This window comes from Nocardiopsis aegyptia, assembly GCF_013410755.1.
Classification (GTDB): domain Bacteria; phylum Actinomycetota; class Actinomycetes; order Streptosporangiales; family Streptosporangiaceae; genus Nocardiopsis; species Nocardiopsis aegyptia.
The window spans coordinates 2904812-2930001 of the sequence record NZ_JACCFS010000001.1 but is presented as its reverse complement, the minus strand read 5'-3'; the positions used below and the strand labels follow the sequence as shown (position 1 = coordinate 2930001).

Sequence of the window (25190 nt, the reverse complement as noted above, 5' to 3'; positions counted from 1 at the left end):
ATCACCAGTGGTGAACGGCGGCCAGTGGTGAGTCGGTCGACTCACCATTCCCTCGAGAGTAGGTCGGCAGCAGTGGCGAGTCAAGCCACTCACCTCGTATGCTCGTCCCATGAGCACAGGCGTGACGACGTACCACCAGCGCGTCGCCCAGGAGAAGCGCGCGCTGATCGTGACGGCCGCGACCGCACTGTTCCTCGAGTTGGGCTACGACCGGACGTCGTTGGCGCGGATCGCGGAGCGCTCGGGCGTTTCGCGGGCCACCTTGTTCAAGCAGTTCCCGAGCAAAGCCGCCCTGTTCGACGCCATCGTGACCGAGTCCTGGTCGACCACTGACGAGGAGGAGCCTCCGCCGGCGGGCGACATTGTCGACGGGCTCACCACCATCGGTCGCCGTTACGCCGAGCTGTTGGGCCGCGCCCAGATGACCGACCTGTTCAGGATCGTCATCGCCGAGCTGCCGCGGTTCCCTGAGCTGGCCCATGCGCAGTTCTCGCACGGGAAGATGCCCTACTTCGCGTCCGTCCGCAGCTACCTCCTGGCCGAGCACGAGGCGGGAACGGTGCGGGTCGAGGACGTGGACCTCGCAGCCACCCAGTTCCTGGGCATGATCTCCAACTACGTCTTCTGGCCGACACTCCTGGTGCCGGGCTGGGAGGTGAGCGCCGAACGCGTCGCCCAGGTCGTCGACGAGGCCGTCCGCACCATCGCCGCCCGGTACGCCACGACTGGACCAGGGACGTCCACCGACGACTGAGTCGCGATGACCGCGACCGAGTCCTGCCGCCAACCGGTAGCGCTCGTCGCGCACGTCGCGCACCAGCGAGGGCCTCCTACGTCGAGTGGTCCCGGAGTCCGGGACAGCCGACTCCGAAAAGTGCGGAACACGCCACCGGGCCAGGCATGCCAGGCCACCTCTACACTGCACCGGAAAGCATCGTCAGGTTGAGCTCGCAGCTCAGGGCCCGGTGACGGAAGAGGGTCAGACCATGGTGGATTTCGGCATTCTGGGATTGCTCGAAGTCCGTACACCCGAGGGGCCTGTCGAGATCAGCGGGCGCCACCACCCGAGGCTGTTGGCGATACTGCTCGACCAGGCGAACCGAGTGGTCCCCACGGAACGCCTGATCGAGGGGCTCTGGGACGACCAGCCGCCCGCGACCGCCGTCAGGCAGGTGCAGAACATCGCATCGGCCCTCCGGCGACGGCTCGGGACGGCCGGAGAGCGGCTGCGGAAGGTGGGGACGGGCTACCGGATCGACGTCGAAACGGACGAGCTCGACGTGCTGCGCTGCGAACGAGCCGAGTCCTCGGCGCTGCGGCACCGGGCGGCGGGGCGACTGGGCGAGGCCGAGCGCGCACTCCACCACGCGCTGTCCGAATGGCGCGGTCCGTCACTGACCGGCCTGTCCGGGAAGGCCCTCGAGGCCTCAGCACGCAGACTCGACGACTACCGGCTCACGCTGACCGAGGAGCGCATCGACATCGGACTGCGCCTCGGCCGCCACGAGCTGTTGGTGAACGAACTGCGGAGGCTGAGTCTGGAACACCCGCACCGTCAGCGCTTCACAGAACTGCTGATGCTGGCCCTGTACCGCTGCGGGCTCGGCCCGGAGGCCCTCCGTGTCTACACCGATGTCTGTGACCGGTTGGCCGCCGAGTTGGGCGTCGACCCCGGCCGACCGCTACGTGATCTGCACACCGCGATCCTGCGCGAGGACCCGAGCCTGGATGTCGGGACACAGGGGGGAACCTCGACGATCGCGCCGCTGACGCTCCCCGCGGGAACGGCCGCCTTCGCCGGTAGAAGCGGGACACTGGCGGTGCTGGAGGAGTTGGCGGACGCACCCTCGGTTCCGCTCGTGGTTCTGACCGGTGCCGGAGGCGTCGGGAAGACGATGCTGGCCCTGCACTGGGGCCACCGTTCCGCCGACCGGTTCCCTGGTGGGAGGATCTACCTCGACCTGCGCGGGTTCACTCCGTTCGGGCCCACGATGGAGCCGACCGAAGCGGCCCGACTCCTGCTCGGTTCGATGGGCGTGGAGCCGCGGAGGATCCCCGTCGATCCCGACGCCCTGGTCTCGCTCTACCGCAGCATCATCGGCGATGAGCGTCGTCTGCTCATACTCGACAACGCACGCGACGCGACCCAGATACGACCGCTCCTGCCGAACTCCTCGAACGTGCACACGGTCGTGACCAGTCGGCGCCAACTGACCGGCCTCGCCGTCTCCCACGGGGCCAGGATCATCGAAGTCGGGGCGTTGAACCGGAACGAGGCTCTCTCCCTGCTCGGATGGCAACTGGGCGGGCAGCGTCTCGAGGCCGAGCCCGAGTCGGTGGAGCGCATCCTGACCGCCTGCGCGGGGGTGCCGCTGGCCCTCGCGATAGCCGCCGCCAAGGCCATGACGCAGCCCGGCCACCCGCTGAGCGCCATCGCCGACGAGCTCGAGACCTCACGCCTCGACGCCCTGACGGGTGGCGACGAGTCAGTGGACCTCCGGGCGGTCTTCTCCTGGTCCTACCGTTTCCTCGAAGCCGACACGGCCAGGATGTTCCGTCTCCTCGGCACACTTCCCGGTCCCGACTTCGGTATCGACAGCGCGACCCACCTTCATGGAGGCACCAGGGAGGAGGCCGCACGGGCGCTGCGCCAACTGACGGACGCGCACATGGTCGAACACGGCCGACCTGGGCGCTACCGACTCCACGACCTGCTCGGCCTCTACGCGGCCGAACTCGTCAGGACCGAAGAACCGGACCATGAGCGGTCAGCGGCCTCGGCCCGCCTGCTCGGCTGGTACCTCCACACCGCCGATGCCTGCCGCTCGCTCCTCTACCCGGAGTTCGAGTACGCGAGGCTGCCGATACCGAGGGGGTCCGACGAGGACCTTCCCCGGACGGAGGAGGAGGCCGCTCGATGGATGAAAGCCGAGTGGACCAACCTCGTCGCCGCCGTCGAGCACGCCGTCGAACACGGACCGCCCCACTACGCCTGGCTTCTGGCCGACGCACTGCGCGGGTACGTCTGGCTGGGCATGCTCGGCAGCGACGGGCTGCGGATCAGCCGGGCCGCACTGGCAGCGGCGACCAGTGCCGGAGACCACCTCGGCCAGGCCTCGGCCGAGCTCGGCATGGCCTGCGCCCTGATCCGGTGCAACCGTGTGGGGGAGGCGATGGAGCACGGACGTGCCGCCGCCGACCTCGCGAGGCGGACCGGCTGGGCCGCCGGCGAGGCTTCAGCCGAGGGAAACCTGGCGTCCGGAGCCTTCTACGCGGGTCGGATGCGTGAAGGAATCGGCCATGCCCGCGCGGCGCTGAACGTCAACCGGACACTCGGAGACCGCCGGGCCCAATGCACCAACCTGCACTGGCTGGGAATCCTGCACTCCCTTGTGGACAAGCTCGACACCGGAATCGAGTACTTCGGCCAAGCGCTGACACTCGCCGGGGAGGCGGGAACCGAATCGGTCAAGGCCGTGCTGCTGACCCATATGGCCGAGATCGAACTCTTTCGCGGGCGGCTCGACCTGGCCGGCGCCCATCTGGACAAGGCGGCCGAACTGGAGCGCGACGGCCTCGGTTTCGACAGGTCCGGTGACATCGAGGGGGCGACCGCACGGCTCTGGCTGGCCGCCGGGCGCACCGAAGAGGCCTTGGCGCACGCGAAAGGGGTGGTCGAGACGCGGACGGACGCCGCCGACCACCGGATCAGGACGTCCGCCATGGTCACGCTGGCGGCGGCCCACGACGCCGCGGGAGGGCACGGCGAGGCGATCGCTCACTACGATCGCGTGCTGGACGCGACCGAGCACGGCAGTACCATGCTGCACCGGGTCGAAGCGATGGTGGGGAAGTCGCGGGCGTTGTACCGCCGGGGCGACGCCGACCGGGCCGAAGCGCAAGCGGTGCGGGCCCTTCGGGCCGCCCGTGAGGGCGACTACCGGTTCCTGGAAGGCCAGGCGCTCAATCAGCTCGCTGAGATCGAGTTGCAGGCGGGGCGGCTCCGCAGCGCCGTGGAGAAGGCGGACCGAGCGCTGTCGGCCTGCAGGCAGACCGGCCACAGGCCGGGCGAGGCGGTTGCGCTGTCGGTCATCTCCCGCGTCGCCCTCGCCGAGGGCGACGCGCAGACCGCCCGTCGGTACCGCGACGAGGCCCGAGCCCTGTACACGGACATGGGTGCCGCCATCCCGGAGGACCTGGCGGACCAGAGGTAGTCCACTCGCCTCTGCGGAGCGACCGGCTCCTGCACGCATGAGCCGTGCACGATCCGTGCGGGCAGCTTCTACGATCCAAGTCGGTCATTGACCGGCTCGGCCGGAACCGGCCCGAATCGACTCCCATGGAAAGGCCAGACAGTGCATCCCCTACGACGTGCCCTGCCGCTGACGTTCGCCGCCTTCGCCCTCTCGGCATGCAGCTTCGAAGCCGGTCCGACGGTTGCCGGAGAGGCGCTCGCGCAGGCGGCCGCGGACGCGCTCGAGCAGGAGACAGGGGAGCGTCCCGACGTTGACTGCGGCGACGACAGCATCATCGCCATCGCGGCCAAGGAAGTCGACTGTGTGGTGACCGACCCCGGCACCGGCGACGAGTACGACGCCGTCGTCACGTTCACCGGGGTTGAGGGCGACCAGTGGAACGTCGATGTCGAGGTGGCCTCGAGCTCGCAGGGGCAGAACGCGGAAGAGACCGGACAAGCCGAGCCGGAACCCGCGACACCGTCCGAGGCCCCCGGCGAACCGGCCGACACGGAAGGCGGGGTCGACAGGGTCTCGGTCACCGCCGTCGAGGAGGCGGCCGCGGACGCGCTGGAGCAGGAGACAGGGCAGCGTCCCGACATCGAGTGCGGGGATCTCGATATCAACCCCTTCAACGGCAGGTCCGTCGAGTGCACGCTGATCGACGCCACGACCGGAGCCGAACACGACGCCACGGTCACGTTCACCGGCGTCGAGGGCGACCAGTGGAACATCAGTGTCGAGGTGGCCCCGACACCGAACTAGTTCGGCTGAACTGCACCTTGTCGCGAGCTACCGCTGCAGGGCGTGTGGTCCGAATACGCATGCCGGGGAACGAAGCCGAAGCATGAGAGAACCGGGACGGTTCATGTTCGTTCCCCTCGGCCCCGGACCCCATGGAAGGAACTTTGTATGCGCGGACACTGGACACTTCTCACCTCGGCCGGCCTGGCGATAGCAGTCGTCTCCGCCCTCACAGGGTGCACCGGCGGCTCCGAGCGCGAGTGCGAGGAGGCGCTGACCGCCGCCGCAGTATCAGTCGAGGGCGTGGCCGCGGTGGAGTTCACCTGCGAGATGTCACTCACCCACTCGAGCCAGAAGGGGTCGGTCACGATCAGCGGCACCACTGAACCGGAGGTGACCGCAGTGATGGAGGAAGTGCTCCGAGCATTCGCCGCGTCGGCCGACCTGGACGATTCTCTGACGCTGTATGTCGATTACGAGAACGAGGACGGCACGGCCACGGCTCATCCCAGTCGGGTCGGGTTCAACGGGAACCCCCGGGTAAGCCAGATCCGCGAGCACTACGGGATCACGCCCGGCTGACACCGACCTCCAGTTCGTTCGCCCTTGTCCGCTCGTTCCTCGCGGGCTCCGGGTGCTCCAACCAGCGTCCGACGCTAAAACACGGAGCACACCAGGAGCATCTGCGAGGCCCCAGGTATGCGAAAACCCCAGGTCGGGAGCACGCTAAATGTGCTCTGACCTGGGGTTTCGGTGGTAGGGCCCCAGGGGATCGAACCCTGAACCCGCGGATTAAAAGTCCGCTGCTCTGCCAATTGAGCTAAGGCCCCGTGGCGGACCCCGGGTGGCCCGGGGTCGCGTTGCCAAGGCCCGAGTCTACCGGATACCACAGCGGCTACAGCGCAGGGGATTGGTCCCCCGAGGTGGGTTTTCGGCGGGGTTCCCGGGGCGTCCCGGGAGGGGCGTCGGCGCGCACCACGGAACGCCCCTCCAGCCCTGCTCCGCCCGGCCGGGCGGAGCAGAACCGCCCTCAGGCGTCCTCGGCGACCTCGATGGCGGCGGCCGGGCAGACCGCGGCGGACTCGCGGACCAGCGCGTGCTGGTCCTCCGGGGGCGCGGCGTCCAGCAGCACGACGATCCCGTCGTCGTCGCGCTGGTCGAACACCTCGGGCGCGATCAGCACGCACTGGCCCGCGCCGCAGCACTTGTCCTCGTCCACGGTGATCTTCATACGTCCCCTACCTCTCCTTCTGCCTCTTCCTCTCCTCGGCCGGGACCGCTCACCAGCGGACCGGCACCTCGCGCAGGCCGCCGACGACCAGTCCGTCCACGCGCTCCAGCTCCTCCGGCGGCACGGCGAGCTCCAGGGTGGGGAGCCTGCGCAGCAGCACGGTCAGGACGACCTGGAGTTCGGTGCGAGCCAGGGCCTGACCCAGGCAGGAGTGGGCTCCCGCCCCGAAGGCCAGGTGCGGGTTGGGGCTGCGGGTCAGGTCCATCTCGTCGGCGCCCTCGAAGACCGACTCGTCGCGGTTGGCCGAGGCCATGCTGCACATCACGGTGGTGCCGCCCGGGAGCACCTCGCCGGAGGCCTCGCCGTCCTCGGGCAGGTAGCGGGGCAGGCCGACGCCCGCGTTGGCATCGAAGCGCAGCGACTCCTCCACGGCCGTGCGCACCAGCGACGGGTCGGCCAGCAGGGCCTCCCACCGGGTGCGGTCGGCCAGCAGCATGGAGACCATCTTCCCGATCATGTTCGCCGTCGTCTCGTGCCCGGCGACCAGCAGGCCGATCCCGGTTCCCAGGAGCTCCTGGTCGCTGAGGCCTCCGTCCGCCCCGGTCTCCTTGATCAGCTCGCTGAGCAGGTCCTCGCCCGGCTCGGCGCGCTTGGCGGCGATGTGCGCGGACATGTACTCGACGAACGCGCCCATCGCCGCGGCGTTCTCATCCCCCGAGTAGCGGGTGAGGTTGAGCAGGGCGTCGGACCAGTACGAGAAGCGGTCCCGGTCCTCGGCGGGCACGCCGAGGATGTCGCAGATGACGTACACCGGCAGCGGGAAGCCCAGGGCCGCCTTGAGGTCGCCGGGCCGACCGCCCTCGACCATGGCGTCGATGAGCTCGTCGGCGATGGCCTCCATCGACGGGCGCAGCGCGGACATCCGCTTGGCCGTGAACCACTTGCCGACCAGCCGGCGCCACCGCAGGTGCCCCTCTCCGCTGTCCGGGACCATCGACGACATCTCGCTGTTGAACACGCCGCCGTCGGCGGAGAGCTGGGCCGCGTCCTCGGCGTCGAGCCTGCGGGTGAAGCGGGGGTCGGACAGGACCTGCTTCACGTCCTCGTAGCGGGTGATCAGCTTGGCCTCGTCACCGGTCGGGAACCTCACCCTGGCCACCGGGCACTTCTCCCGCAGTTCGGCCCATTCCGCGGGCGGTTCCAGCGCCTCGTCGCTCCGCAGGGGGAAGTCGAGGACCTGGTCGTTCTCACTCATGGCGGTCCTACCTTCTTTCTCGGGTCTGAACTGGTGTCGTTCGGCGCCGGTTCGGCGGGCGTCGCGGTCGGTGTCGGTGTCGCTGTCTGCTCGTCCGGCGCCGGGGCGGCTGACGTCGGTGTGGTCGGTGTTGTCGGTCGGGGCGGCGGGAGGCCCCCGGGCCAGGGCACGGAGGGTTGCGGGGAGCGGCGCGCGGCCGGCGGGGCGAGGTGCTTCTGGCGCAGCAGGCGGGCCTGTTTGGGCATGTTCCAGCCGAGAACGCCGGTGACCCGGCCGTCCACGGTGTACACGGCGACGAACCGGCGGTCGGCCACGTCGCCCTCGGCGATCGAGACCTTCGCCCCGGGCGACGGTGTCCCGTGGGCCTGGATCCGGGCCTCGTACTGGTCGGTCCAGAAGTAGGGAACGGGGGTGTAGGGGCGGTCGGCGCCGAGGATCGCGGACGCCACGGCCTGGGCCTGCTCGACGGCGTGGGTGCGGTTCTCCAGGCGCAGCCGTCGGCCGAGCCCCTCGTGGTACCAGGACGCGGCGTCGCCCAGCGCGTAGATCCCGGGAGCGGCGCGGCACCGCGAGTCGGTCTCGACACCGTCGCCGAGCCGGAGCCCGCTGCCCTCCAGCCAGGCGGTCGCCGGACGCGACCCGACGGCGGTCACGACCACGTCCGCGGGCAGGACCTCGCCGTCGGCCAGGCGCACTCCGCGCACCCGGCCGGAGTCGCCGACCAGGGACTCGACCGCCGATCCGAGGCGCAGCCGCACCCCGCGCTCGGCGTGCAGCGCGGTGAGGGCGCCGCCGACGGTGTCGCCCAGCTGGTCGGCCAGGAGCGTGCGGCCGAGGCCCACCAGGGTGACGTCCAGGCCGAGCCCGCGGGCGGTGGCGGCGATCTCCGCGCCGAGGACGCCCTCGCCGACGACGACCACCCGTCCAGCGGCGGCCAGGTCGCGGCGCAGGGCCAGGGCGTGGTCGAGGCCGCGCAGGACATGGGCGCCGGCGAGGCCGTCCTGGCCGGGCAGCATCGCGGGCGTCAGGCCGGTGGCCAGGACGAGGACGTCGTCCTCCAGGACCCGGCCGGTGCCGGTCGTGACCGTCCGGGTCCGGGAGTCCAGGGACACGGCGCGCTCGCCGAGGAGGAGTTCGGCGTCCAGAGCGGCCCACTGGTCGGGGCCGCGCAGCCGCGCCCGCGACGGTTCCCACTCGCCGGACAGGACCTGCTTGGACAGCGGCGGCCGGTCGTAGGGGAGCCGGTCCTCCGCGTCGAGCAGTCGCAGCCGCCCCTGGTAGCCGCGCCGGCGCAGCGCCTCCGCGGTCGACAGGCCGGCGGCCGACGCGCCGACGATCGTGACGCCCGACGGCGGGTCGGGCGGCGGGCCCGCGTCGTCACCGTGCTGTGCGCCTGTCCCCATCACACATCCTCACTGCCCTGGAGGCGCCGGAACCGGCTGTCGTGGCGCCACTCGCCAAGTTAACCTACATCTGTAGGTTTTCATACATCAGTAGGTTAACCTGCATGTGTAGGGATGGCATAAGCTGTGGCACGTGGTGGTGACGAGAGCAGACCGAGGCCAGCCCGTTGACCGGCGTGTTCGCCGTACGCAGGCGGCCCTGCAGGACGCGCTGACCGAGATCATCAAGGACCAGGACCTGTCCCGGGTGAGCGTCGCCGACGTCGTCAAGCAGGCCGGCGTGAGCCGGTCGACGTTCTACGACCACTACCGCGACGTGCACGAACTCTCCGAGGCCGCGTGCACGGCGGTGATCGACTCGGTGGTCGACGCGATCCCGAAACCCGACCGCGGGAACGCCACGACCAGGCTCCGGCTCTTCTTCGCCAACCTCGCCGAGCACGCCGGCCTGTTCCGCGCCGTGCTCGGACCCCAGGGCAGCGCGCGCGTCATCGACCACCTCCGCCGGCGGACGACGGACGCCTGCCACGCCGCCATGGTGGACGTCCTGCGAGGCCACGGCTCCGCCCCCGACCCCGGTCCTGGCCTCGACCCCGGCCCCGGCACCACCCCTGGCCCCGCTCCCGCCACCGGCCCGACCTCCGGCTCCAGCGCCGGCCCCGCCCCGGACCCCGACACCTGCCATGGTTCGGGCCGGGCGGACGCGCCGTACGACGTGGCGGCGGCCTTCATCGCGGGCGCGCTCATCTCCACCGCCACCGACTGGCTCCAGAACGACTGCCCGCGCACGCCCGACGAGATGGCGGCGCTCACCTGGCCGCTGCTCACGGCCCTGTATCCCGACGTCCGCTCGATGACGGCGGAGCGCGTCCCCGGCCAGGTCTGACACCCCGCCCGGGGCTCGTCCCGGAATCGGCAGGGCGAGCCGCCTTGGCGCCGAACGGCGGGCTTGGTCTACTCGATGCGACCCGACCCCGACGTTGTGGAGGAAACCATGGCAGTGGTGCCCGAGGACCGGCAGGACATCCTCACCAAGCCCTCGTACGGACACGTGGCCACGCTCGGCCCCAAGGGCGAGCCGCAGGTGAACCCCGTCTGGATCGACTGGGACGGGGAGTTCCTCCGGTTCAGCCAGACCAAGACCCGGCAGAAGGTGCGCAACCTGGGTCGGGACCGGCGGATCTCGATCTCGGTGCAGGACCCGGAGAACCCCTACCGGTACGTCGAGGTGCGCGGGGAGGTGGACAGGATCGAGGACGACCCGGACAACGCCTTCATCAACGCGATGGCCAAGAAGTACCTCAACGAGGACGTCTACCCCTGGCACCAGCCGGGTGACGAGCGGGTGGTGGTGTACGTTCGCCCCGCGCACTCGACGAAGATGTAGGAAGCGCGGCTTCGACGAACGGCTCCGCCCTCGGGCGGGGCCGTTCTCTTGCGCCTAGTGAAATAATTCATCTTGAGAAAGCTTGCAGAGCGTGCAACAATCGTCGGTGTACGGGGGAGGAACGCATGGGGCTGCGTGAACGGAAGAAGACGGCCACACGCCGCGCTCTCCAGGAGGCGGCACTGGAGCTCTTCCTGGAGCGCGGCCTGGAGCACGTGACGGTGGAGGAGATCGCGGCCGAGGCCGACGTGTCCTCGCGGACGTTCTTCAACTACTTCGCCTCGAAGGAGGACGCGGTCCTCGGCGACCTCCCCGCACGTCCCGACGAACCGGTACGGCAGGAGTTCGCCTCCGGCGGGCCCTCCGGCGACTTCGTCGAGGACCTGATCACCATGCTCACATCGTTCCTGGTCAACACCGAAGACCTCGTCTCGCACCGGCGCAGGATGCGGATGCGCAAGCAACTCATGGAGCGCGAGCCCCAGCTCGCCCGCGGCTTCTTCGGGCGCTTCCACACAGTGGAGCTCGAAGTGGCCGCGGTCATCGCCGAGCGGTGGGGGGACCCGCCGGGGGAGAACCGCCCGTTCGTGGTCGCCGCCGCGGCCATGGCGGTGATGCGGCAGACCATGAAGCGCCTCCACTTCGAGGAGGGCGAGCAGATCGCGGACGTCCGCGCGAAGCTCCGAGAAGCCTTCCAGAACCTCGGCGAGGCCTTCGGCCCCGTCCGTTGACCCGGGACGCCTCCCGCAGGCGAACGGAGTCCCATGTCCACACCCACCGCGCCGCCGGCCGAGCCCGGCGTCGGCCGCTCACGGTTGCGCTGGATCTTCCTGGCGATCATCCTCACGATGCTGCTGGCCGCACTCGACCAGACCATCGTGGCGACCGCGCTGCCCACGATCGTCGGAGAGCTCAACGGCCTCGAGCACCTCTCCTGGGTCGTGACGGCCTACATGCTCGCGGCCACCGTCGGCATGCCCATCTACGGCAAGGCGGGCGACATCTTCGGCCGCCGGTACGTGTACATCTTCGCGATCGCCGTGTTCCTCCTGGGCTCGGTCCTGGCCGGACTCGCGCAGGACATGACCCAGCTGATCCTCTTCCGTGCCCTACAGGGCATCGGCGGCGGCGGGCTGATGATCAGCGCGCAGGCGATCATCGCCGACGTCGTCTCCCCGCGTGAGCGCGGCAAGTACATGGGCGTGCTCGGCGGTGTCTTCGGGCTGGCGTCGATCGCCGGGCCGCTGCTCGGCGGCTTCTTCACCGACCAGCTCGACTGGCGCTGGATCTTCTACATCAACCTGCCGCTGGGCGCGATCGCACTGGTCACGGCCATCGTCACGATCCGCCTGCCCAGGCCGTCCGGCCCCAGACCCAGACTCGACTACCTCGGCACGCTTCTGCTCGCCGCGACGAGCGTGTGCCTGGTGCTGGTCACGAGCTGGGGCGGTCACACCTACGACTGGGTCAGCCCGCAGATCATCGGGCTCGCGGTGGGCGCGGTGGTCGCCGCCGGCCTGTTCGTGCTGGTCGAGCAGCGTGCCGCGGAGCCCATCCTCCCGCTGCGCCTGTTCCGGGACCGCGACTTCGTGCTCACGGCGATCATCGGCATCACCGTCGGCATCGCGATGTTCTCGACCGTGTCCTACCTGCCGACGTTCTTCCAGATGGTCAAGGGCGCCAGCGCCACCGAGTCAGGGCTGCTGATGATCCCCATGGTGGCCGGAATGCTCACCAGCACCATCACGACCGGTCGACTCATCTCCGCCACCGGTCGCTACAAGCACTGGCCGATCATCGGCACCGCCATCATCATGGTGGGCCTGGTCCTGCTGTCGCGGATGGACACCGACACGACGTACCTCTACAACGGGTCCGCGATGCTCGTCCTGGGCCTGGGCGTCGGCATGGTGATGCAGAACCTCGTGCTCATCGTGCAGAACACCGCGCCCCGGCGGGACCTCGGAGCGGCGACGTCGGCCAACAACTACTTCCGCCAGATCGGCGCGTCCTTCGGCATCGCGGTGTTCGGGTCGATCTTCGTGTCACGGCTCAACGAGCGGATGGCGGAGGCGCCCGGGGGCGGAGTGGAGTTCGAGGGCGGCGAAGCCGGGATCAGCTCCATGACCCCGCAGATGCTCCAGTCCCTGCCGGAGCCGGTGCGCGCGTTCATCGAGCAGGCCTTCGCGGGCGCGCTGCCGCCGATCTTCCTGTACGCGGTGCCGATCGCGCTGGTGGGCTTCGTGTTGTCCTGGTTCATCACCGAGAAGCCCCTGGCGACGACCGTCGGTCCTGCTCCGGAGGAGGGGGAGGAATCCGGTGCGGGGTCCGGGGACGGTGAGGGTGACGGGTCAGGGGCAGGGTCCGGGGCCGAGGGCACCGATACTTCTGCCGGGGCGCCCGGCGGGGAGTCCGGTTCCGGGGCCGAGGGCACCGATACTTCTGCCGGGGCGCCTGCCGACACGCGCGCCGACACGTCCGCCTGAGGTTCGGCGGGCCGTCCGCCGGATCGTCCGCCGGACGCCCGCCGACACGCGCGACGGCAGACCTGCTGGGACGCCTGCCGACACGTCTGCTGGGGTGGGGGCCGAGGGTCGGCAGCGGCACCGCGGCCCGGCGGTCCCGCTGGCCGGCCGACGGCCTCTGCCGTGGCAATGTCACCACCGGCTGACAGCATGAACAAGATGTGCCGCACGCCTCAGGAACGACTCGCGCCCCCGTGCCGTCTCACTCGGTACGGGGGCGTTCCGCCGCCCCCACCTGCTCCCTTCCCAGGGGGTCGGGGGGATGTCAGGGGCGGCCCAGGGCTGTCCCCGATGGGAATCATCGTGGTGAGGAGGCAGTCTGGAGACATGAGCGAGAACTTCACGACCAAGCGCTTCAGCCGCAGCGACTCCGACCGGTTCCTGACCGGCGTGTGCGGGGGCATCGCCGCCTACACCGGGATCGACGCCACCATCGTCCGCCTGATCTTCGTGGTCTTCGCGTTCCTCGGCGGCGGCGTCTTCGTCTACATCCTGGCGTGGCTGCTGATGCCCGCCGAGCACGAGCAGCGCTCCCTGCTGGAGCAGATCATCCGCAACTTCCAAGGAAAGCCGAGCCAGAACTGATGTGGACCCTGAGAGCCCACCCCGGGTGGCAGCGACGCGACATCGACGCCCCGCGTGAGGAGTGCGAGGGCGACGAGGCCCGCGACTCCTCGGCCGACGGCGGCCGGGAGCAGTAGCCGGTCGACGCCGACGGTGGCCGACACCGTGGTCGGCCGAAGCGGCAGGCCGCCGACGCCGTGGTCACACGAAGCGGCAGGCCGCCGGAGAAGCAGCGAGCAGTGAGAGCGCGGGACGGACGACGGGGAGCGGGAAGCAGGAGGCGGTGCCGGGAACGCCACGCGGGCGACGGCGAGCCCCCTCCCGCCAGGACGTCCGCGGGGGAGCCATCTCCTAGGACGCCTTCTCCGTCTGGTTCATGAGTTCGACGGTGTGGCCCGCCAGGCGCGCCCACGGCAACGCGAGCCCGGCCGCCAGGACGATCCCCACCGCGCCGGCGCACACGACGACGGCGTTGGGGTTGAACGACTCGGCGAGGAGTCCGGCGAGCAGGAAGCCCAGGCCCTGAGCGGTCTGCAGGCCTGCGGCGACCAGGCCGAACGCCAGACCCCGGCCTTCCTTGGGAACGCACAGGACGAAGGCCGCGTTGGCGACGATCTGGTAGGAGCTGCACGCCCCGCTCACCGCCAGCGCCACGATCATCAGCCATAGCGGCGGATCGAAGAGCCACAGCAGCAGGGGCAGCGACGCGAGCACGGCCAGCGGGCCGAGCATACGGATCCGCGTGGGCGGCGGGATGAGCCGGGTGAGGACGAAGCCGCCGAAGAACGCGCCGATGAACGGACCCGCCATGATCAGGCCGGCCGAGGTGGGGCCGCCGCCGACCTGCTCCGACAGCGGGCTGGCCAGCCCGTAGGGGATCATGTACAGGCCCGCGAGCCAGGCCAGGAGTGCCAGGGTGCGCAGGCGGTGGTCGCCGAACACGAGCTTGGACCCGTCGCGGATCATCACCGGCAGACGCGGGCGCTCGGAGGCCTCGGCCCGTGGGGAGGGCCGTGACCGCACGCCGAACAACACGATGAGCGCCGCCAGGACGATCACGGCTCCGTTGGCCATGAAGGCCATGTTGACGCCGAGCATGGCGGCTATGTAGCCGCCCGCGGCCAGTCCGGCCAGAGTGCCGACCTGGGCGGTCAGCTGGAAGATCGCCAGGCCGGCGACGTAGCGCTCGCCCTGGACGATCTCGGTCAGCAGCGCGGCACGGGCGGCGGCGAACGGCAGCGTGGGCAGCACCGAGCAGAACAGCAGGGCCCAGATCGCCCAGAGCGGCACGCCCGGGATGCCGATCGCGAAGATCAGGGACGCGCGGAGCAGGTCGCAGACGACCATCACGCGGCGGCGGGGGAAGATGTCGGCGACGCCGGACAGCAGGGGGCCCGCGATGAGTGGGGGCAGGAACGTCAGCGCCAGCGTGAATCCCGCGGCGAGGGGCGAGTCGGTCTGCTGGAACACCAGCGTCACGGCCGCGATGTTGAGCAGGTTGGAACCGATGGTCGACAGGGCGTGGGCGAGCCAGAGGGATCGGAACTCGCCGATGGCCATGACCTGGCGGTAGCTGCTCCGCCACGAGTCGTCCGGGGCTTCCGAGGAGGGGGATCTGTCCTCGTCTTCGGGTGTGTGGTCAAGGCGCGGTTCGGCCACCCGGCACTCCCTAACTGTTACATGGTTGAAATCACGCTGTGTCGTGTCTCAATGACCAACGGTTCCGGAAGGTGGGCTACGTCGCAAGCCCGTTCGGGAAATTTGTGTCTGTTTCGTTGCTGCGGGTGAGGGGGATTGCCGGGATTCGGCACGGAACTGGATCCGGGGGCTTTCTGGTGTTATCGCTGCTAGGCGTGGTGTTCCTGGGGTGATTGAGGTGATTGGTCCGGTCCTTTTGCCACGCGAAGCGTTTTCAGTCGGACACGCTCGGAACCCGAAATGGAATCAGGTTTCTTCAGGAACCGAGAACCGAAATGCGGCGCGTGGTCGCCTCCGGCGCGCGGTCACCCGTCGGAGGCCACCCGCCTGGTCACCCGTCCGAGGCCACCCGCCCGTGGTCGTCCGCCCGGTCGTAGGGCCGTCCGCCGATCCGTAGGGCGGTAGGGCGAGTGTCCGCGAGGTCATCCCCAGCCGAGGTCGCCCAGGCGCGCGTCGTCGATGCCGAAGTGGTGGGCGATCTCGTGCACGACCGTCACCAGGACCTCCTCCACCACCTGTTCGGGCGTCTCGCAGTAGGAGCAGATGTTGAGCCGGTAGACGAAGATCTGGTCCGGCAGCACGCCGAAGTAGCCGTCGCCGCGCTCGGTCAGCGGGATGCCCTCGTAGAGGCCGAGAAGCCCGTCAGGGGACTCGTCCTCGACCGTGATGACCACGTTGTCCATCAGGCGGGTCAGCTCCGGAGGGATCCGGTCCAGCGCGTCGGCGACCAGTTCCTCGAATTCTGCGCGTGCGATGTCCACCACGTCTGCCATTGTGCGGCCTCGGAGCGGCGCGGTGGGACGGCGGGGTCGTGGTGCGGCGGGTCGGCGGGTAGGCCCTCGGCGGACCCACCCGGCGGGCGAGGCCGGTGCGCACCTGGCGGACGAGGTCGGAGCGCACCCGGCGGGCGGGGCGCGACGGCACAAAAGCGCTCCGGGCGGGAGGAAGCGTTGGGAACGGGCCGCGTCACCGGCATGATGGGGGTGTGGTGTCTTGGGAAGCGATTCGTGCTTACGACTACCGTGGTGCCTTCGACCGGGTGCGCGCCGGGCGCGCGTGGCGGTGGGGCGGCGTCGTCGTGGCCGGTCTGGTCGGGGGCTGGCTGGGGCTCGCGCTCGGCGGGGAGGTCGTCACTCCGATCGGCCCGGCCGACGTCACCCTGGGGCTGAGCCCTCAGTGGGAGGGCGAGACGGTCGTCGACGTCCGACCCCTGGGGCAGCTCGCCTTCGACACGCACGACGCGCCCCTCCGGCTGAATGCGACCATCTCCGACATCCGGCTGTCGGCCGCCGAGGAGATGTTCGCGGACCCCGACGCCATCAACCGCATGGCCGCCGGTATCGGTTCGGACCTGCGCGCGGGCGTGATCTCGCTGCTGGTCCGCGCCCTCGTGGCCGCCACGCTGGGCGCCGTGCTCATGGGACTGCTCCTGTTCCGGAGCGTGTGGCGGTCGCTGTTCAGCGGACTCGTCTCGCTGGCGGTGCTCGTGGCGTCCGGGGCGCTGGCGGCGTCGTCCTTCAACCCGAGCGCCATCGCCGAGCCCCGCTACACCGGGCTGATCGCCGGCGCGCCGCAGGTCGTGGGCGGCGCGGAGGCCGTGGTCAGCCGGTTCAACCAGTACCAGGAGCAGCTCGCCGGACTCGTGGGCAACGTCGCGATGATCTACGAGGCGACGTCGACGCTGCCGGTGTACGAAGAGGACGAGTCGGTCGTCCGCGTGCTGCACGTGTCCGACATCCAGCTCAACCCCGCGTCGTGGAGCATCATCCGCACGTTGCGCGAGCAGTACGCGGTCGACGTGATCGTGGACTCGGGCGACCTGACCGACCGGGGCAGCGCGGCCGAGGACGTCTTCGCCGACGAGATCGCCGACCTGGAGGTGCCGTACGTGTGGGTGCGCGGCGAGCACGACTCCATGGGAACGCAGCGCGCGGTCGAGGCCCAGCCGAACGCGGTGGTGCTGGACGAGGACACCGAGGAGGTCGCGGGTCTGACCTTCTTCGGTGCGGGCGATCCCCGGTACACGCCGGACGCGACCCGGCTCAACCCGGACGAGGAGGCCGTGGCGGCGCTGGGGGAGGACCAGGCGGCGTCGGTGGCCGGGGACGGGGTCGACGTCGCTGTGCTGCACACCCGAACCCAGGGGGACGCGTTCGACGGCGCGGTGCCCCTGGTGCTGACGGGCGGCGACCACATGCGCTCGACCGCGCTGGGCGACGAGGGGACACGTTTCCTCGTGCAGGGGTCCACGGGCGGGGCCGGTTTGAGTGGGCTTGATCACGGGATGGGGCGGCCGACGCCGTACCAGGCGTCGGTGCTGTACTTCGACGTCGAGACCGGGCGCCTCCAGGCCCGCGACGATATCGACCTCGGTGGGATCGGCCTGACGTCGGCGCAGGTGGAGCGGCATGTCGAGCCGGATCCGGATCGGCCCGTGGGAGACGAGCCGGAGGCGTCCGAGGAGGATGCCACGGAACCGGAACGAACCCCGTAGGGTGGGGGTTCGCGCAGGTCGGCTCGGGGTGCCCGACGGGAAGAATCACTTTGGTGTTGGTGACGATCTCCCCTATGCTGAACCTGTCACACGGGCCCCCATCGTCTAGCGGCCTAGGACGCCGCCCTTTCAAGGCGGTAGCGCGGGTTCGAATCCCGTTGGGGGTACGGCGCGGTTCGAGCACTGTCGGACATCTGGCAGAATGAGTACCGCGACAACGCGCCAGGTCACTGCGACCGGGTGCGACAACAGAACAAGGTCCTGTGGAGCAGTTAGGAGTGCTCGCCACCCTGTCAAGGTGGAGGCCGCGGGTTCAAATCCCGTCAGGACCGCTGCGAGATCGAGAGATCGTCGCACGCGGCTAGGTAGCTCAGTTGGTACGAGCGTCCGCCTGAAAAGCGGAAGGTCGGCGGTTCGACCCCGCCCCTAGCCACCCGGTATGAGCAGCACCAACGCCCGGAAGCCCACAGGCTCCGGGCGTTTTTCGTGTCTGTGGGGGCATGGCTGAGGGCCCGGACACGGGGTCCGGGCCCTTCGGGTCGGCGGTCGGCTCATCGTCGAGCGGTCAGCCCTCCACCGCGTTCTCCGCGGGGTTCCCCTGACCGGCGGGCGCCTTCCGGCCGGTGGGCTCCCTCCGACCGGTCGGCTCCGGGGTTCCGTCCGATTCCACCCGTCCCTCGGGCTGCACCCCTCCCTCGGGCACCCCCTTGCCGGTGGCCTTCCCGCTGTGGTTGATCACGCCGTCGTCCTCGCCGGAGAAGAACCGGCGGCCGTACACGAGCAGGCAGAGCACGATGCCCACCGCGAAGCCCCAGGCGGCTCCGTTCAGGGCCAGGACGGCGCCGGTGACCCCGGCGATGCCCAGGTCGGTGCGGCTGCGCGCTTCGAGGATGCCGACCTTGACGCTCACGAACCCCTGGATGATGAGGGTCAGGGCGAGCGCCACGCCCAGGACGGGTTCGACGAGCGAGACGATCGGCAGCAGCCACAGGCCGGTGTTGGTGCCCCAGCGGAACGAGCCGGCGCCGCCGAATATGGACTGCATCGCGTCGCGGCCCTTCTTGTACCGCTCCGAGATGGCCACGTGCATGGCCGCCCACAGGGGGCCGCACATGGTGACGTCCGGGCCGATGACGCCCATGATGGCGTTGCGTGCGCCGAAGATCATGTGGGCGCGGTTGGGATTGTAGGAGACCTTCTCGTCGGTGCGGACCTCGGAGGCCTCGTCGAGGACGGCCCGCGCCTGCAGGACGTCGCCGAAGACCACGATGTAGGCGGCGGCCACGGTCGGGATCGCGGTGAGCAGCATCATCGCCGGCGGGAAGCCCACACCGAAGACCGTGTACTCCGTCCACAGGGTGACGAAGTCGGGTGTGGCGAAGCCCCATTCCAGGGTCGGCCACGGCGCCTCGCCGAAGAGCGGGGCGACGACGACGGCGAGCAGGATGCACGGCAGGATGCCGAGGCTGCCGATCAGCCGCAGCACCCTGCTGCGCCGCTGCGCCCTGGCGAAGCCCTTGGAGTACAGCAGGAGGAAGGCTAGGCCGACCGCGATCGAGATCGTCCACGGGAAGGTCTCGAACCGGCCGCCCTCGGCGAAGACGCTCTGCACCGCCGCGAAGCCGGCGCCCACCACGATCCCCGCGCGCAGCGCGTTGGGGATGAAGCGGACCACCTTCGCGGCGAGGCCGGTCACGCCCAGGGTGATCGACAGCGCCGCCAGCACGAGTTGGAACGCGACCAGCGCCTGGACCCGTTCGGGGCCCTCGGGGAACTGCTGGCAGTAGACCATCAGCAGCGGGACGGCCGGCGTGATCCAGCCGGGCACGACCGGGTCGCCCAGCAGGTGGTGGAGCAGGTAGAGGAGGCCGTTGAGGACGACGACGGCGAGCGCCGCCTCGAACGGCATCCCGAGGAGTTCGGTCAGCAGCGGGATCGCGGCGAGGTCGACCGCGCACATGACCAGGCCCTGCGTGTAGTCCTGCCACTGGAACCTGTAGTGCACGAAGGGCAGGCGGACCTCGAACGGTCCCGCCTTCCAGTGCGGCGAGGCCGCGTCCGAGGCCGAAACCGCGTCCGGCTGGGAGGGTGTCTGACTCATTGACCAGTGCTTTCGTGATCCCCGGGCACGGTCGCGCCCGGGTCGGTGGCTACTCGGGGGTCACTCGTCGAAGACGATGACCTGGCGGACGGCCCTGCCCTCGGCGAGTTCGTCCATGGCCTCGTTGATCTCCTCCAGCCGGATCCGGCGGCTGATCAGGTGCTCGACGGGCAGGCGGCCCTCGCGCCACCACTGGGCGAACCTCGGGATGTCGCGCGCGGGGACGGCGGACCCCAGGTAGGACCCGATGACGGTGCGGGCCTCGGCGGTCATCGTGAGCGGTGAGAGCTCCGCCGTGGCGGCCGGGCTCGGCAGGCCCACCGTCACGGTGCGCCCGCCCGGTGCGGTCGCGGCGAACGCGGTCTCGAAGGCGCGCGGGTGCCCCGCGCACTCGATGGCGTGGGAGGCCCTGATCCCTTGGGCGGCCACCTCGCCGGGTGTGCAGGCGTGGGTGGCGCCCAGCCGCCGGGCCAGGTCCAGCTTCTCGGGGAGCGTGTCGACGGCGATGACGTCGCCGGCGCCCTCCGCGACGGCGGCCAGCAGTGCGGCCACGCCGACCCCGCCCAGGCCGACGACCATGACGCTCTCGCCCGGCGCGGGCCGCACCGCGTTGAGCATCGCGCCGCCGCCGGTGAGCACCGCGCAGCCCAGGACCGCCGCGATCTCGGCCGGCACGTCGTCGTCGACGGGGACCAGGGAGGCGCGGTCCACGACGGCGTGCGTGGCGAAGCCGGAGACGCCCAGGTGGTGGTGGACGGTCTCGCCGTCGCGGGTGAGGTGGCGCGACCCGTGCAGCAGCCGGCCGTCGTTGTTGGCGGCTCCGCCGGGGCCGCAGGGCAGCCGGCCGTCCGTCCGGCAGCCGTCGCACTCGCCGCAGCGCGGCAGGAACGTCATCACCACGCGGCGGCCGACGGCGACGTCGGTCACCTCGGTGCCGACCGCATCGACGCGGCCGGCGGCCTCGTGGCCGAGCAGCATCGGGACCGGTCGGACGCGGTTGCCGTCGAGCACCGACAGGTCGGAGTGGCACACCCCGGCCGCCTCGATCCGCACCCGGACCTCGGTCGGGCCGGGCTCGGCGAGCTCCACCCGGGCCACGCTGATGGGGGTCGACTCCGCGTACGGGCGCCGCCGCCCGATCTGCTCCAGTACCGCCCCGGTGATCTGCACCGTCGTCCGTCCTTCCTTGTCGGCCCACGCGAGGAGGCCGTACGGGTCGTGGGACCCGGTTCGCGCCACCGCGTGGCGGATGACCAGGCAACTTACGGAAACTTAACGTGGCGGTGACGACGGACACGATGTGCTGGCGACCACTGATCCGGGTACGCTGTGTGCATGGCGAACACCATGCGGCGCTCGCGTGAGGACCTGCTGAGGGTCCTGCTCGACACGGCCACGGACCTCACCGCGCTGCGGGACGTGGAGGCCGTCCTCCAGGCGATCGTGCGCCGCACCCGCGCCATCGTCGGCGCGGACATGGCCTACATCAGCCTCAACGACCCCGAGCGCGGCGACACCTACATCCGCCAGTCCGACGGCGTGACCACGCCCGCCTACCGGGCCCTGCGGATGCCGCTCGGGGTCGGGGTGCTGGGCCAGGTGGCGACCGGCCTGGCGCCCTTCCAGACCTCCGGGTACCTGACCGACACGTCGGTCGTCCACGACCCCGAGGTGGACGAGATCGTGCGGGCCGAGGCGGTCGAGACGATCATGGGCGCCCCGCTGACCGTGGCGGGCCGGGTGATCGGCGCGCTCATCGTGGCCGAACGGCGCTCGCGGCGGTTCGAGCCGGAGGAGGTCAGCTGCGTCGAGTCGATCGCCAAGCAGGCGGCGGTCGCCATCGACAACTCGCTGCGCTTCGAGGAGATGGCCCGCCGGACCGAGCTGCTCAACGTGGAGCACCGGCGCAGCGCCGCCGAGCTGCAGCTGGCCACCCGGATGCTGGAGCTCGACCGCAGGCTCCTGGACGCGGTGATGGTCTCCCCGGACGTCGACCGGGTGCTCACCATCGGCCGCGGAGCGCTCGACGACGACCTCTACCTGCGGGACGCCTCGGGCGGGCTGCTCGCCGCGACCGTGGACCGGGACGCGGCCGGCGCCGACACCGGCGCCGATGGCGCCGACACCGACACCGACACCGACGCCGTCCCCGAACCCGGTACCGCCGTCGCGATCACCGCGGCGGCCGAGACCCTGGGCACCCTGCACACGGGATCGGTCCTGGACGCCGACGGCAGGGCGCTGATGGAGAGGGTCGCCGTGCACGCCGCCCTCGCCCTGCTCTTCTCGCGTGCGGAGGAGGACGCCGACCTGCGCGGCCAGCACGAACTGGTCGACGACCTGCTCTCCGGCGTGGACCTGCCGCACGACCGGCTGGAGCGGCGGATGCGCCGATGGGGCCTGCGCTCGGACGACCGCCTGTGGTGCGTGGCCCTGGACGTGTCCTTCGCGGACGCGCGGCGGTACCGCCAGGTGCTGCGCGCCGCGATCGGGCGGACCGTGATGACCGTGCACGACGACCACCTGTGCCTGCTCACCGCCTCGCCCGGGTGGGAGGACGGGCTGCGCGCCGCGTTCGACGCCCGCGGCTGGCCGCTGCGGGCGGGCTCCGCCGGCCCGGTCACGGCGCCGCGGGACCTGCCCGACGCGCACCGGCGCGCCTCGCTCGCCCTCGGCTCGCTCGTCACGCTGGGCCGGGACGGCGTGCTCGACGGCGAGCAACTGGGCATGGTGCACGCCCTGCTCGACCTCGCACGGGCCGGCGGCCTGCCGCGGTCGCTCACCCGCGCCGTCGACCCGCTGCTGGACTACGACGACGAGCGGGGCACCGACCTGGCGCGTACCGCCTTCCACTACCTGGAGACCGACGGCAGCGTGGCGCGGGTCGCCGAACTCCTGCACCTGCACCGCAACACCGTGCGGCAGCGGCTCGCCCGCATCGGGGTCCTGCTCGGCGCGGGGTGGGACGCCTCGCCGCGCCGTCTGGAGACGCACCTGGCGCTGCACGTGCGCGACGCACAGGTGGGTCTGCGCCGCCCCGCCTGAACCTGATCCGCGCGGCCGTGGTTCCCTACGGGTGTTCGATCGACCACGCATTCAGGAGAACACCGCATGCCGCCTTCCCCGCCGTCCACGAACGACCGCCCGAGTGAGACCGAGCAGCTCCGACAGCGGCTCCAGCGCCTGGAGGCGCGCTTCCACGCGCACGCCTACGAGGCGGAACGGCTGCGGGTCGCCACGGCCCTGCTGACCGGGGGCACGGTCGTCGCGTTCCTGTCGCGTGCTCTGCCGTGGGCGAGTGACGAGAGCTGGGTTCCGTCGGGCGACGACACCACGCTCCTCTCCGTCCTGCTCTGGGTGGCCGTGGCAGCGCTGGCGGGGGCCGTGGTCCGCTACCTGTTCCGTCCGTCCCGCTTCTGGCTGGGGGCCGTTGTGGGGCTGGCGTGTGTGCCGCCGGCCCTCCTGCTGGTCGAGTGGGCGTTGGCCGCCGCCGCTGCCGCGGAATCCGCATACTTCAGCGACGTCGCCGACCCGCAGACCGGCCGGTACTTCCTGCTGATGTTGCTCGGGTGCGCCGTCGTCGGGGGTACCGCCGCCCGGTTGCTCCAGGAGGAGCGGTCCTCCTGACCGGAGCAGACGGGCGGCGGGGCCACCCCCTCAGCCGCGGATCTGGAGGCGGCGCTGGAGGAAGCGGCTCATGAGCGGGTTGGAGGCCATGCGCAGAGGCAGGTCGCGCAGCCACAGGCTCAACGGGTCCTTGGGCGCGTACAGGCCCTTGACCTGGCGGCCCAGGCGCTGCTTGCGCTCGGCCTCCGGGCGGATCCGCCGCTCCCACGCGGCCAGGGCGGCCGGAAGGTCGTCCGGGTGCTCCTCCAGGGCGGCGCCCAGGGCGTCGGCGCCGCCGACGGCCAGGGCCGAGCCGTACCCGGCGAAGAGGGTGACGCACCAGGCGGCGTCGCCGAGCAGGACCACGCGGCCGCGGCTCCACCCGTCCACCTCCATCTGGCTGACGGTGTCGAAGTACACGTCGTCCGCCGCGGCGAGCTGGTCCAGCACCTGGGGCGCCACCCAGCCCATGTCCCCGTAGGCGCGCGGGATCGTGGTGTGCGGGCCCTCGGCGAGTTCGCGGTCGGACTCCTCCGACCGGTAGCCGAAGAAGGCCGCCGCTCCGTTCTCCCCCAGGTCGATGACGGCCAGGGTCCGGCCGGTGTCGGTGACCGAGGCGGTGGTGCCGGGCGTCAGGCCCTCGGGCAGGTGGTCGAGCATGAACACGCCCACCATGTGCCGCAGGTCGCGCCGGTACTCCGACTCCGGGCCGAAGACCTGGGCGCGGGTGGCCGAGTGCAGGCCGTCGGCGCCGATGAGCAGGTCCGCGGTGGCCTCGGTCCCGTCGCTGAGCGTGGCGCGCACGCCGTCGGCGTCCTGTTCGATCCGCTCGACGGTGGTGCCGAAGGTGAACTCGGCGTGCTCGCGCACCTTCTGGTGGAAGACGTCCTCGATATCGCCGCGCAGCAGGTTGAGGTTGCGCTCGCCCGCCATGGCCCGCACGGTCGGGCCGGGCACGGTGAACGCCCTCCTGCCGTCCTTCTTCACGTAGACCAGGGCGTCCGGCGTGATGTGCCGGTCGAGCAGGTCGGGCAGCACGCCCATCCGCTCGGCGGCGTCGTAGCCGATGCCCGCGAAGGCGACGGCGTACCCGCCGCCGCGGCGCCGGGCGGCGCGTTCGACGACCCGGACGCGCCAGCCCGCCTGGTGCAGGCGCAGGGCGGCGGCCTGGCCGGCGATGCCGGCGCCGACGATGAGGGCGCTCCGGCCGGCGGACGGTGAGGTGTCGTGGGCGGTCATGGCGGTCAGTCCTTCCGAGGGGTGAGGCCCGTGGCGACGATGTCGACCAGCAGGTCCTGGATCTGGGGGAGCAGCGCGGGGTCGCCGAGGAGCTCCCGGTTGAGCGGCAGGACGAGGACCGCCTGGATCACGCCGACGATGACGGCGGGGTCGTGGCCGGGGAGCTCGCCCTCCTCCTGGTGGTCGCGGACGTAGTCCACGAAGGCCCGCGCCGGGTTGTCGGGCGAGGAGCCGAAGGCGGAGACGGCGGCCGGGTCGGCGGTGCCGAGTCGGCGCATGACGGCGGCCATCTCCTCGGGGTGGGTCATGAGGCGCCGGTAGAGCGGGTCGGTCTCCAACCGGCGGAGGGTGGCGTGCAGGAAGCGCCGCAGTCCCTCGCGGACGTCCTCGGTGCTGAGCAGGGCCTCGTCGACGACCTCGCGCTTGACGGCGGCGGACTGCCGCATCATCAGCTCCAGGTAGAGCGCCTCCTTGGCGGCGAAGAACTGGTAGAAGCTGCTCTTGGCGATGCCGGTGCCGGCGACCAGATCCTCCAGGGAGGTCTTGCGCAGGCCCTGGGCGGTGAACAACCGTTCCCCGTTGGCGAGCAGCCGCTCGATGATCCGGGCGCGCTCGGTCTCGCTGAAGGCGGCGGGCATGGCCGGCTCCCTCCGGTCTCGGTGGCGGGAGGTGTCCCGCCGTCGTGTGTCTATTTGAACAGATTAGATT

Annotated in this window: 21 protein-coding genes and 4 tRNA genes; 15 read left to right on the top strand and 10 right to left on the bottom strand. The window is 71.0% G+C overall.

Annotation, left to right across the window (positions count from 1 at the left end):
- Positions 1-109: 109 nt before the first annotated feature.
- The 4 genes from HNR10_RS13190 (at position 110) to HNR10_RS13175 (ending at position 5561) form a co-directional block, all read left to right on the top strand.
- A complete protein-coding gene (locus HNR10_RS13190) occupies positions 110-754 on the top strand; it encodes a TetR/AcrR family transcriptional regulator (RefSeq protein ID WP_179823552.1) in 645 nt (214 codons plus the stop codon).
- A gap of 232 nt (positions 755-986) precedes the next feature.
- The gene (locus HNR10_RS13185; protein ID WP_179823550.1) at positions 987-4214 is read left to right on the top strand and encodes an AfsR/SARP family transcriptional regulator; all 3228 of its coding nucleotides are present in this window, start codon (positions 987-989) and stop codon (positions 4212-4214) included.
- Positions 4215-4355: 141 nt separating this feature from the next.
- Positions 4356-5000: a DUF4333 domain-containing protein gene (locus HNR10_RS13180; RefSeq protein ID WP_179823548.1), complete on the top strand. Its 645-nt coding sequence runs from the start codon at positions 4356-4358 to the stop codon at positions 4998-5000.
- Between the two features lie 147 nt (positions 5001-5147).
- Positions 5148-5561 (top strand): hypothetical protein, encoded by a 414-nt coding sequence (locus tag HNR10_RS13175; RefSeq protein ID WP_179823546.1) that lies wholly within the window; start codon positions 5148-5150, stop codon positions 5559-5561.
- A 172-nt stretch (positions 5562-5733) separates the two neighbouring features.
- On the opposite strand, the gene HNR10_RS13170 is transcribed toward HNR10_RS13175, so the two are convergent.
- The 4 genes from HNR10_RS13170 to HNR10_RS13155 form a co-directional block, all read right to left on the bottom strand.
- Positions 5734-5809 (bottom strand) — tRNA-Lys (locus tag HNR10_RS13170).
- Positions 5810-6009: 200 nt separating this feature from the next.
- Positions 6010-6210, bottom strand: a complete 201-nt coding sequence (locus HNR10_RS13165) for a ferredoxin (RefSeq protein WP_179823545.1) — start codon at positions 6208-6210, stop codon at positions 6010-6012.
- 49 nt (positions 6211-6259) lie between these two features.
- Positions 6260-7465, bottom strand: coding sequence for a cytochrome P450 (locus HNR10_RS13160; protein ID WP_179823542.1), 1206 nt, complete (start codon positions 7463-7465; stop codon positions 6260-6262).
- Positions 7462-8868, bottom strand: a complete 1407-nt coding sequence (locus tag HNR10_RS13155; protein ID WP_179823540.1) for an NAD(P)/FAD-dependent oxidoreductase — start codon at positions 8866-8868, stop codon at positions 7462-7464. The genes HNR10_RS13160 and HNR10_RS13155 overlap by 4 nt, the downstream gene beginning before the upstream one ends.
- A gap of 139 nt (positions 8869-9007) precedes the next feature.
- Here HNR10_RS13155 and HNR10_RS31210 point away from each other — a divergent pair, with 139 nt between their 5' ends.
- The 5 genes from HNR10_RS31210 (at position 9008) to HNR10_RS13130 (ending at position 13365) form a co-directional block, all read left to right on the top strand.
- Positions 9008-9754 carry a TetR/AcrR family transcriptional regulator gene (locus tag HNR10_RS31210; RefSeq protein WP_312889237.1) on the top strand — a complete coding sequence of 249 codons (747 nt, stop codon included), beginning with the start codon at positions 9008-9010 and terminating at the stop codon, positions 9752-9754.
- 108 nt (positions 9755-9862) lie between these two features.
- On the top strand, positions 9863-10255 hold the full coding sequence (locus tag HNR10_RS13145) for a PPOX class F420-dependent oxidoreductase (RefSeq protein ID WP_179823538.1): 393 nt from the start codon (positions 9863-9865) through the stop codon (positions 10253-10255).
- A gap of 125 nt (positions 10256-10380) precedes the next feature.
- Positions 10381-10986: a TetR/AcrR family transcriptional regulator gene (locus tag HNR10_RS13140; protein WP_179823536.1), complete on the top strand. Its 606-nt coding sequence runs from the start codon at positions 10381-10383 to the stop codon at positions 10984-10986.
- A gap of 33 nt (positions 10987-11019) precedes the next feature.
- Entirely contained in the window at positions 11020-12741 is a 1722-nt protein-coding gene (locus HNR10_RS13135; protein ID WP_179823534.1) for an MDR family MFS transporter, read from the top strand.
- A gap of 366 nt (positions 12742-13107) precedes the next feature.
- Positions 13108-13365, top strand: a complete 258-nt coding sequence (locus tag HNR10_RS13130; protein ID WP_179823532.1) for a PspC domain-containing protein — start codon at positions 13108-13110, stop codon at positions 13363-13365.
- Between the two features lie 330 nt (positions 13366-13695).
- Here HNR10_RS13130 and HNR10_RS13125 read toward each other — a convergent pair whose 3' ends face one another.
- Together HNR10_RS13125 and HNR10_RS13120 are read right to left on the bottom strand one after the other, a co-directional pair.
- A complete protein-coding gene (locus HNR10_RS13125; protein WP_179823530.1) occupies positions 13696-15003 on the bottom strand; it encodes an MFS transporter in 1308 nt (435 codons plus the stop codon).
- Between the two features lie 461 nt (positions 15004-15464).
- Positions 15465-15815 carry a metallopeptidase family protein gene (locus HNR10_RS13120; protein WP_179823529.1) on the bottom strand — a complete coding sequence of 117 codons (351 nt, stop codon included), beginning with the start codon at positions 15813-15815 and terminating at the stop codon, positions 15465-15467.
- Positions 15816-16030: 215 nt separating this feature from the next.
- Between HNR10_RS13120 and HNR10_RS13115 the strand changes: the two genes are divergently transcribed.
- From HNR10_RS13115 to HNR10_RS13100, 4 genes are all read left to right on the top strand, one after another.
- Positions 16031-17536, top strand: a complete 1506-nt coding sequence (locus HNR10_RS13115) for a metallophosphoesterase family protein (protein ID WP_179829707.1) — start codon at positions 16031-16033, stop codon at positions 17534-17536.
- A 94-nt stretch (positions 17537-17630) separates the two neighbouring features.
- Positions 17631-17703: transfer RNA gene (locus HNR10_RS13110), tRNA-Glu, on the top strand.
- A gap of 90 nt (positions 17704-17793) precedes the next feature.
- Positions 17794-17868, top strand: a tRNA-Asp gene (locus HNR10_RS13105).
- A 27-nt stretch (positions 17869-17895) separates the two neighbouring features.
- Positions 17896-17969: transfer RNA gene (locus tag HNR10_RS13100), tRNA-Phe, on the top strand.
- A 132-nt stretch (positions 17970-18101) separates the two neighbouring features.
- Here the strand turns inward: HNR10_RS13100 and HNR10_RS13095 are convergent.
- Positions 18102-19637 (bottom strand): hypothetical protein, encoded by a 1536-nt coding sequence (locus HNR10_RS13095; RefSeq protein ID WP_218897740.1) that lies wholly within the window; start codon positions 19635-19637, stop codon positions 18102-18104.
- Positions 19638-19697: 60 nt separating this feature from the next.
- Positions 19698-20807: a zinc-binding dehydrogenase gene (locus tag HNR10_RS13090; protein WP_179823527.1), complete on the bottom strand. Its 1110-nt coding sequence runs from the start codon at positions 20805-20807 to the stop codon at positions 19698-19700.
- Between the two features lie 165 nt (positions 20808-20972).
- Here HNR10_RS13090 and HNR10_RS31715 point away from each other — a divergent pair, with 165 nt between their 5' ends.
- On the top strand, positions 20973-22682 hold the full coding sequence (locus HNR10_RS31715) for a helix-turn-helix domain-containing protein (RefSeq protein ID WP_179823525.1): 1710 nt from the start codon (positions 20973-20975) through the stop codon (positions 22680-22682).
- A 66-nt stretch (positions 22683-22748) separates the two neighbouring features.
- Positions 22749-23264: a hypothetical protein gene (locus tag HNR10_RS13080; RefSeq protein ID WP_179823523.1), complete on the top strand. Its 516-nt coding sequence runs from the start codon at positions 22749-22751 to the stop codon at positions 23262-23264.
- A 30-nt stretch (positions 23265-23294) separates the two neighbouring features.
- Here the strand turns inward: HNR10_RS13080 and HNR10_RS13075 are convergent, their stop codons facing one another.
- Together HNR10_RS13075 and HNR10_RS13070 are read right to left on the bottom strand one after the other, a co-directional pair.
- A complete protein-coding gene (locus HNR10_RS13075; protein ID WP_179823521.1) occupies positions 23295-24482 on the bottom strand; it encodes an FAD-dependent monooxygenase in 1188 nt (395 codons plus the stop codon).
- A gap of 5 nt (positions 24483-24487) precedes the next feature.
- Positions 24488-25120 carry a TetR/AcrR family transcriptional regulator gene (locus HNR10_RS13070; RefSeq protein WP_179823518.1) on the bottom strand — a complete coding sequence of 211 codons (633 nt, stop codon included), beginning with the start codon at positions 25118-25120 and terminating at the stop codon, positions 24488-24490.
- Positions 25121-25190 lie beyond the last annotated feature (70 nt).

Coding starts and splice junctions, on each gene's coding strand:
- HNR10_RS13190 (WP_179823552.1), top strand. CDS start 110: ATGAGCACAGGCGTGACGACGTACCACCAGCGCGTCGCCCAGGAGAAG.
- HNR10_RS13185 (WP_179823550.1), top strand. CDS start 987: ATGGTGGATTTCGGCATTCTGGGATTGCTCGAAGTCCGTACACCCGAG.
- HNR10_RS13175 (WP_179823546.1), top strand. CDS start 5,148: ATGCGCGGACACTGGACACTTCTCACCTCGGCCGGCCTGGCGATAGCA.
- HNR10_RS13165 (WP_179823545.1), bottom strand. CDS start 6,210: ATGAAGATCACCGTGGACGAGGACAAGTGCTGCGGCGCGGGCCAGTGC.
- HNR10_RS13160 (WP_179823542.1), bottom strand. CDS start 7,465: ATGAGTGAGAACGACCAGGTCCTCGACTTCCCCCTGCGGAGCGACGAG.
- HNR10_RS13155 (WP_179823540.1), bottom strand. CDS start 8,868: ATGGGGACAGGCGCACAGCACGGTGACGACGCGGGCCCGCCGCCCGAC.
- HNR10_RS13145 (WP_179823538.1), top strand. CDS start 9,863: ATGGCAGTGGTGCCCGAGGACCGGCAGGACATCCTCACCAAGCCCTCG.
- HNR10_RS13140 (WP_179823536.1), top strand. CDS start 10,381: ATGGGGCTGCGTGAACGGAAGAAGACGGCCACACGCCGCGCTCTCCAG.
- HNR10_RS13135 (WP_179823534.1), top strand. CDS start 11,020: ATGTCCACACCCACCGCGCCGCCGGCCGAGCCCGGCGTCGGCCGCTCA.
- HNR10_RS13130 (WP_179823532.1), top strand. CDS start 13,108: ATGAGCGAGAACTTCACGACCAAGCGCTTCAGCCGCAGCGACTCCGAC.
- HNR10_RS13120 (WP_179823529.1), bottom strand. CDS start 15,815: ATGGCAGACGTGGTGGACATCGCACGCGCAGAATTCGAGGAACTGGTC.
- HNR10_RS13095 (WP_218897740.1), bottom strand. CDS start 19,637: ATGAGTCAGACACCCTCCCAGCCGGACGCGGTTTCGGCCTCGGACGCG.
- HNR10_RS31715 (WP_179823525.1), top strand. CDS start 20,973: ATGGCGAACACCATGCGGCGCTCGCGTGAGGACCTGCTGAGGGTCCTG.
- HNR10_RS13080 (WP_179823523.1), top strand. CDS start 22,749: ATGCCGCCTTCCCCGCCGTCCACGAACGACCGCCCGAGTGAGACCGAG.
- HNR10_RS13075 (WP_179823521.1), bottom strand. CDS start 24,482: ATGACCGCCCACGACACCTCACCGTCCGCCGGCCGGAGCGCCCTCATC.
- HNR10_RS13070 (WP_179823518.1), bottom strand. CDS start 25,120: ATGCCCGCCGCCTTCAGCGAGACCGAGCGCGCCCGGATCATCGAGCGG.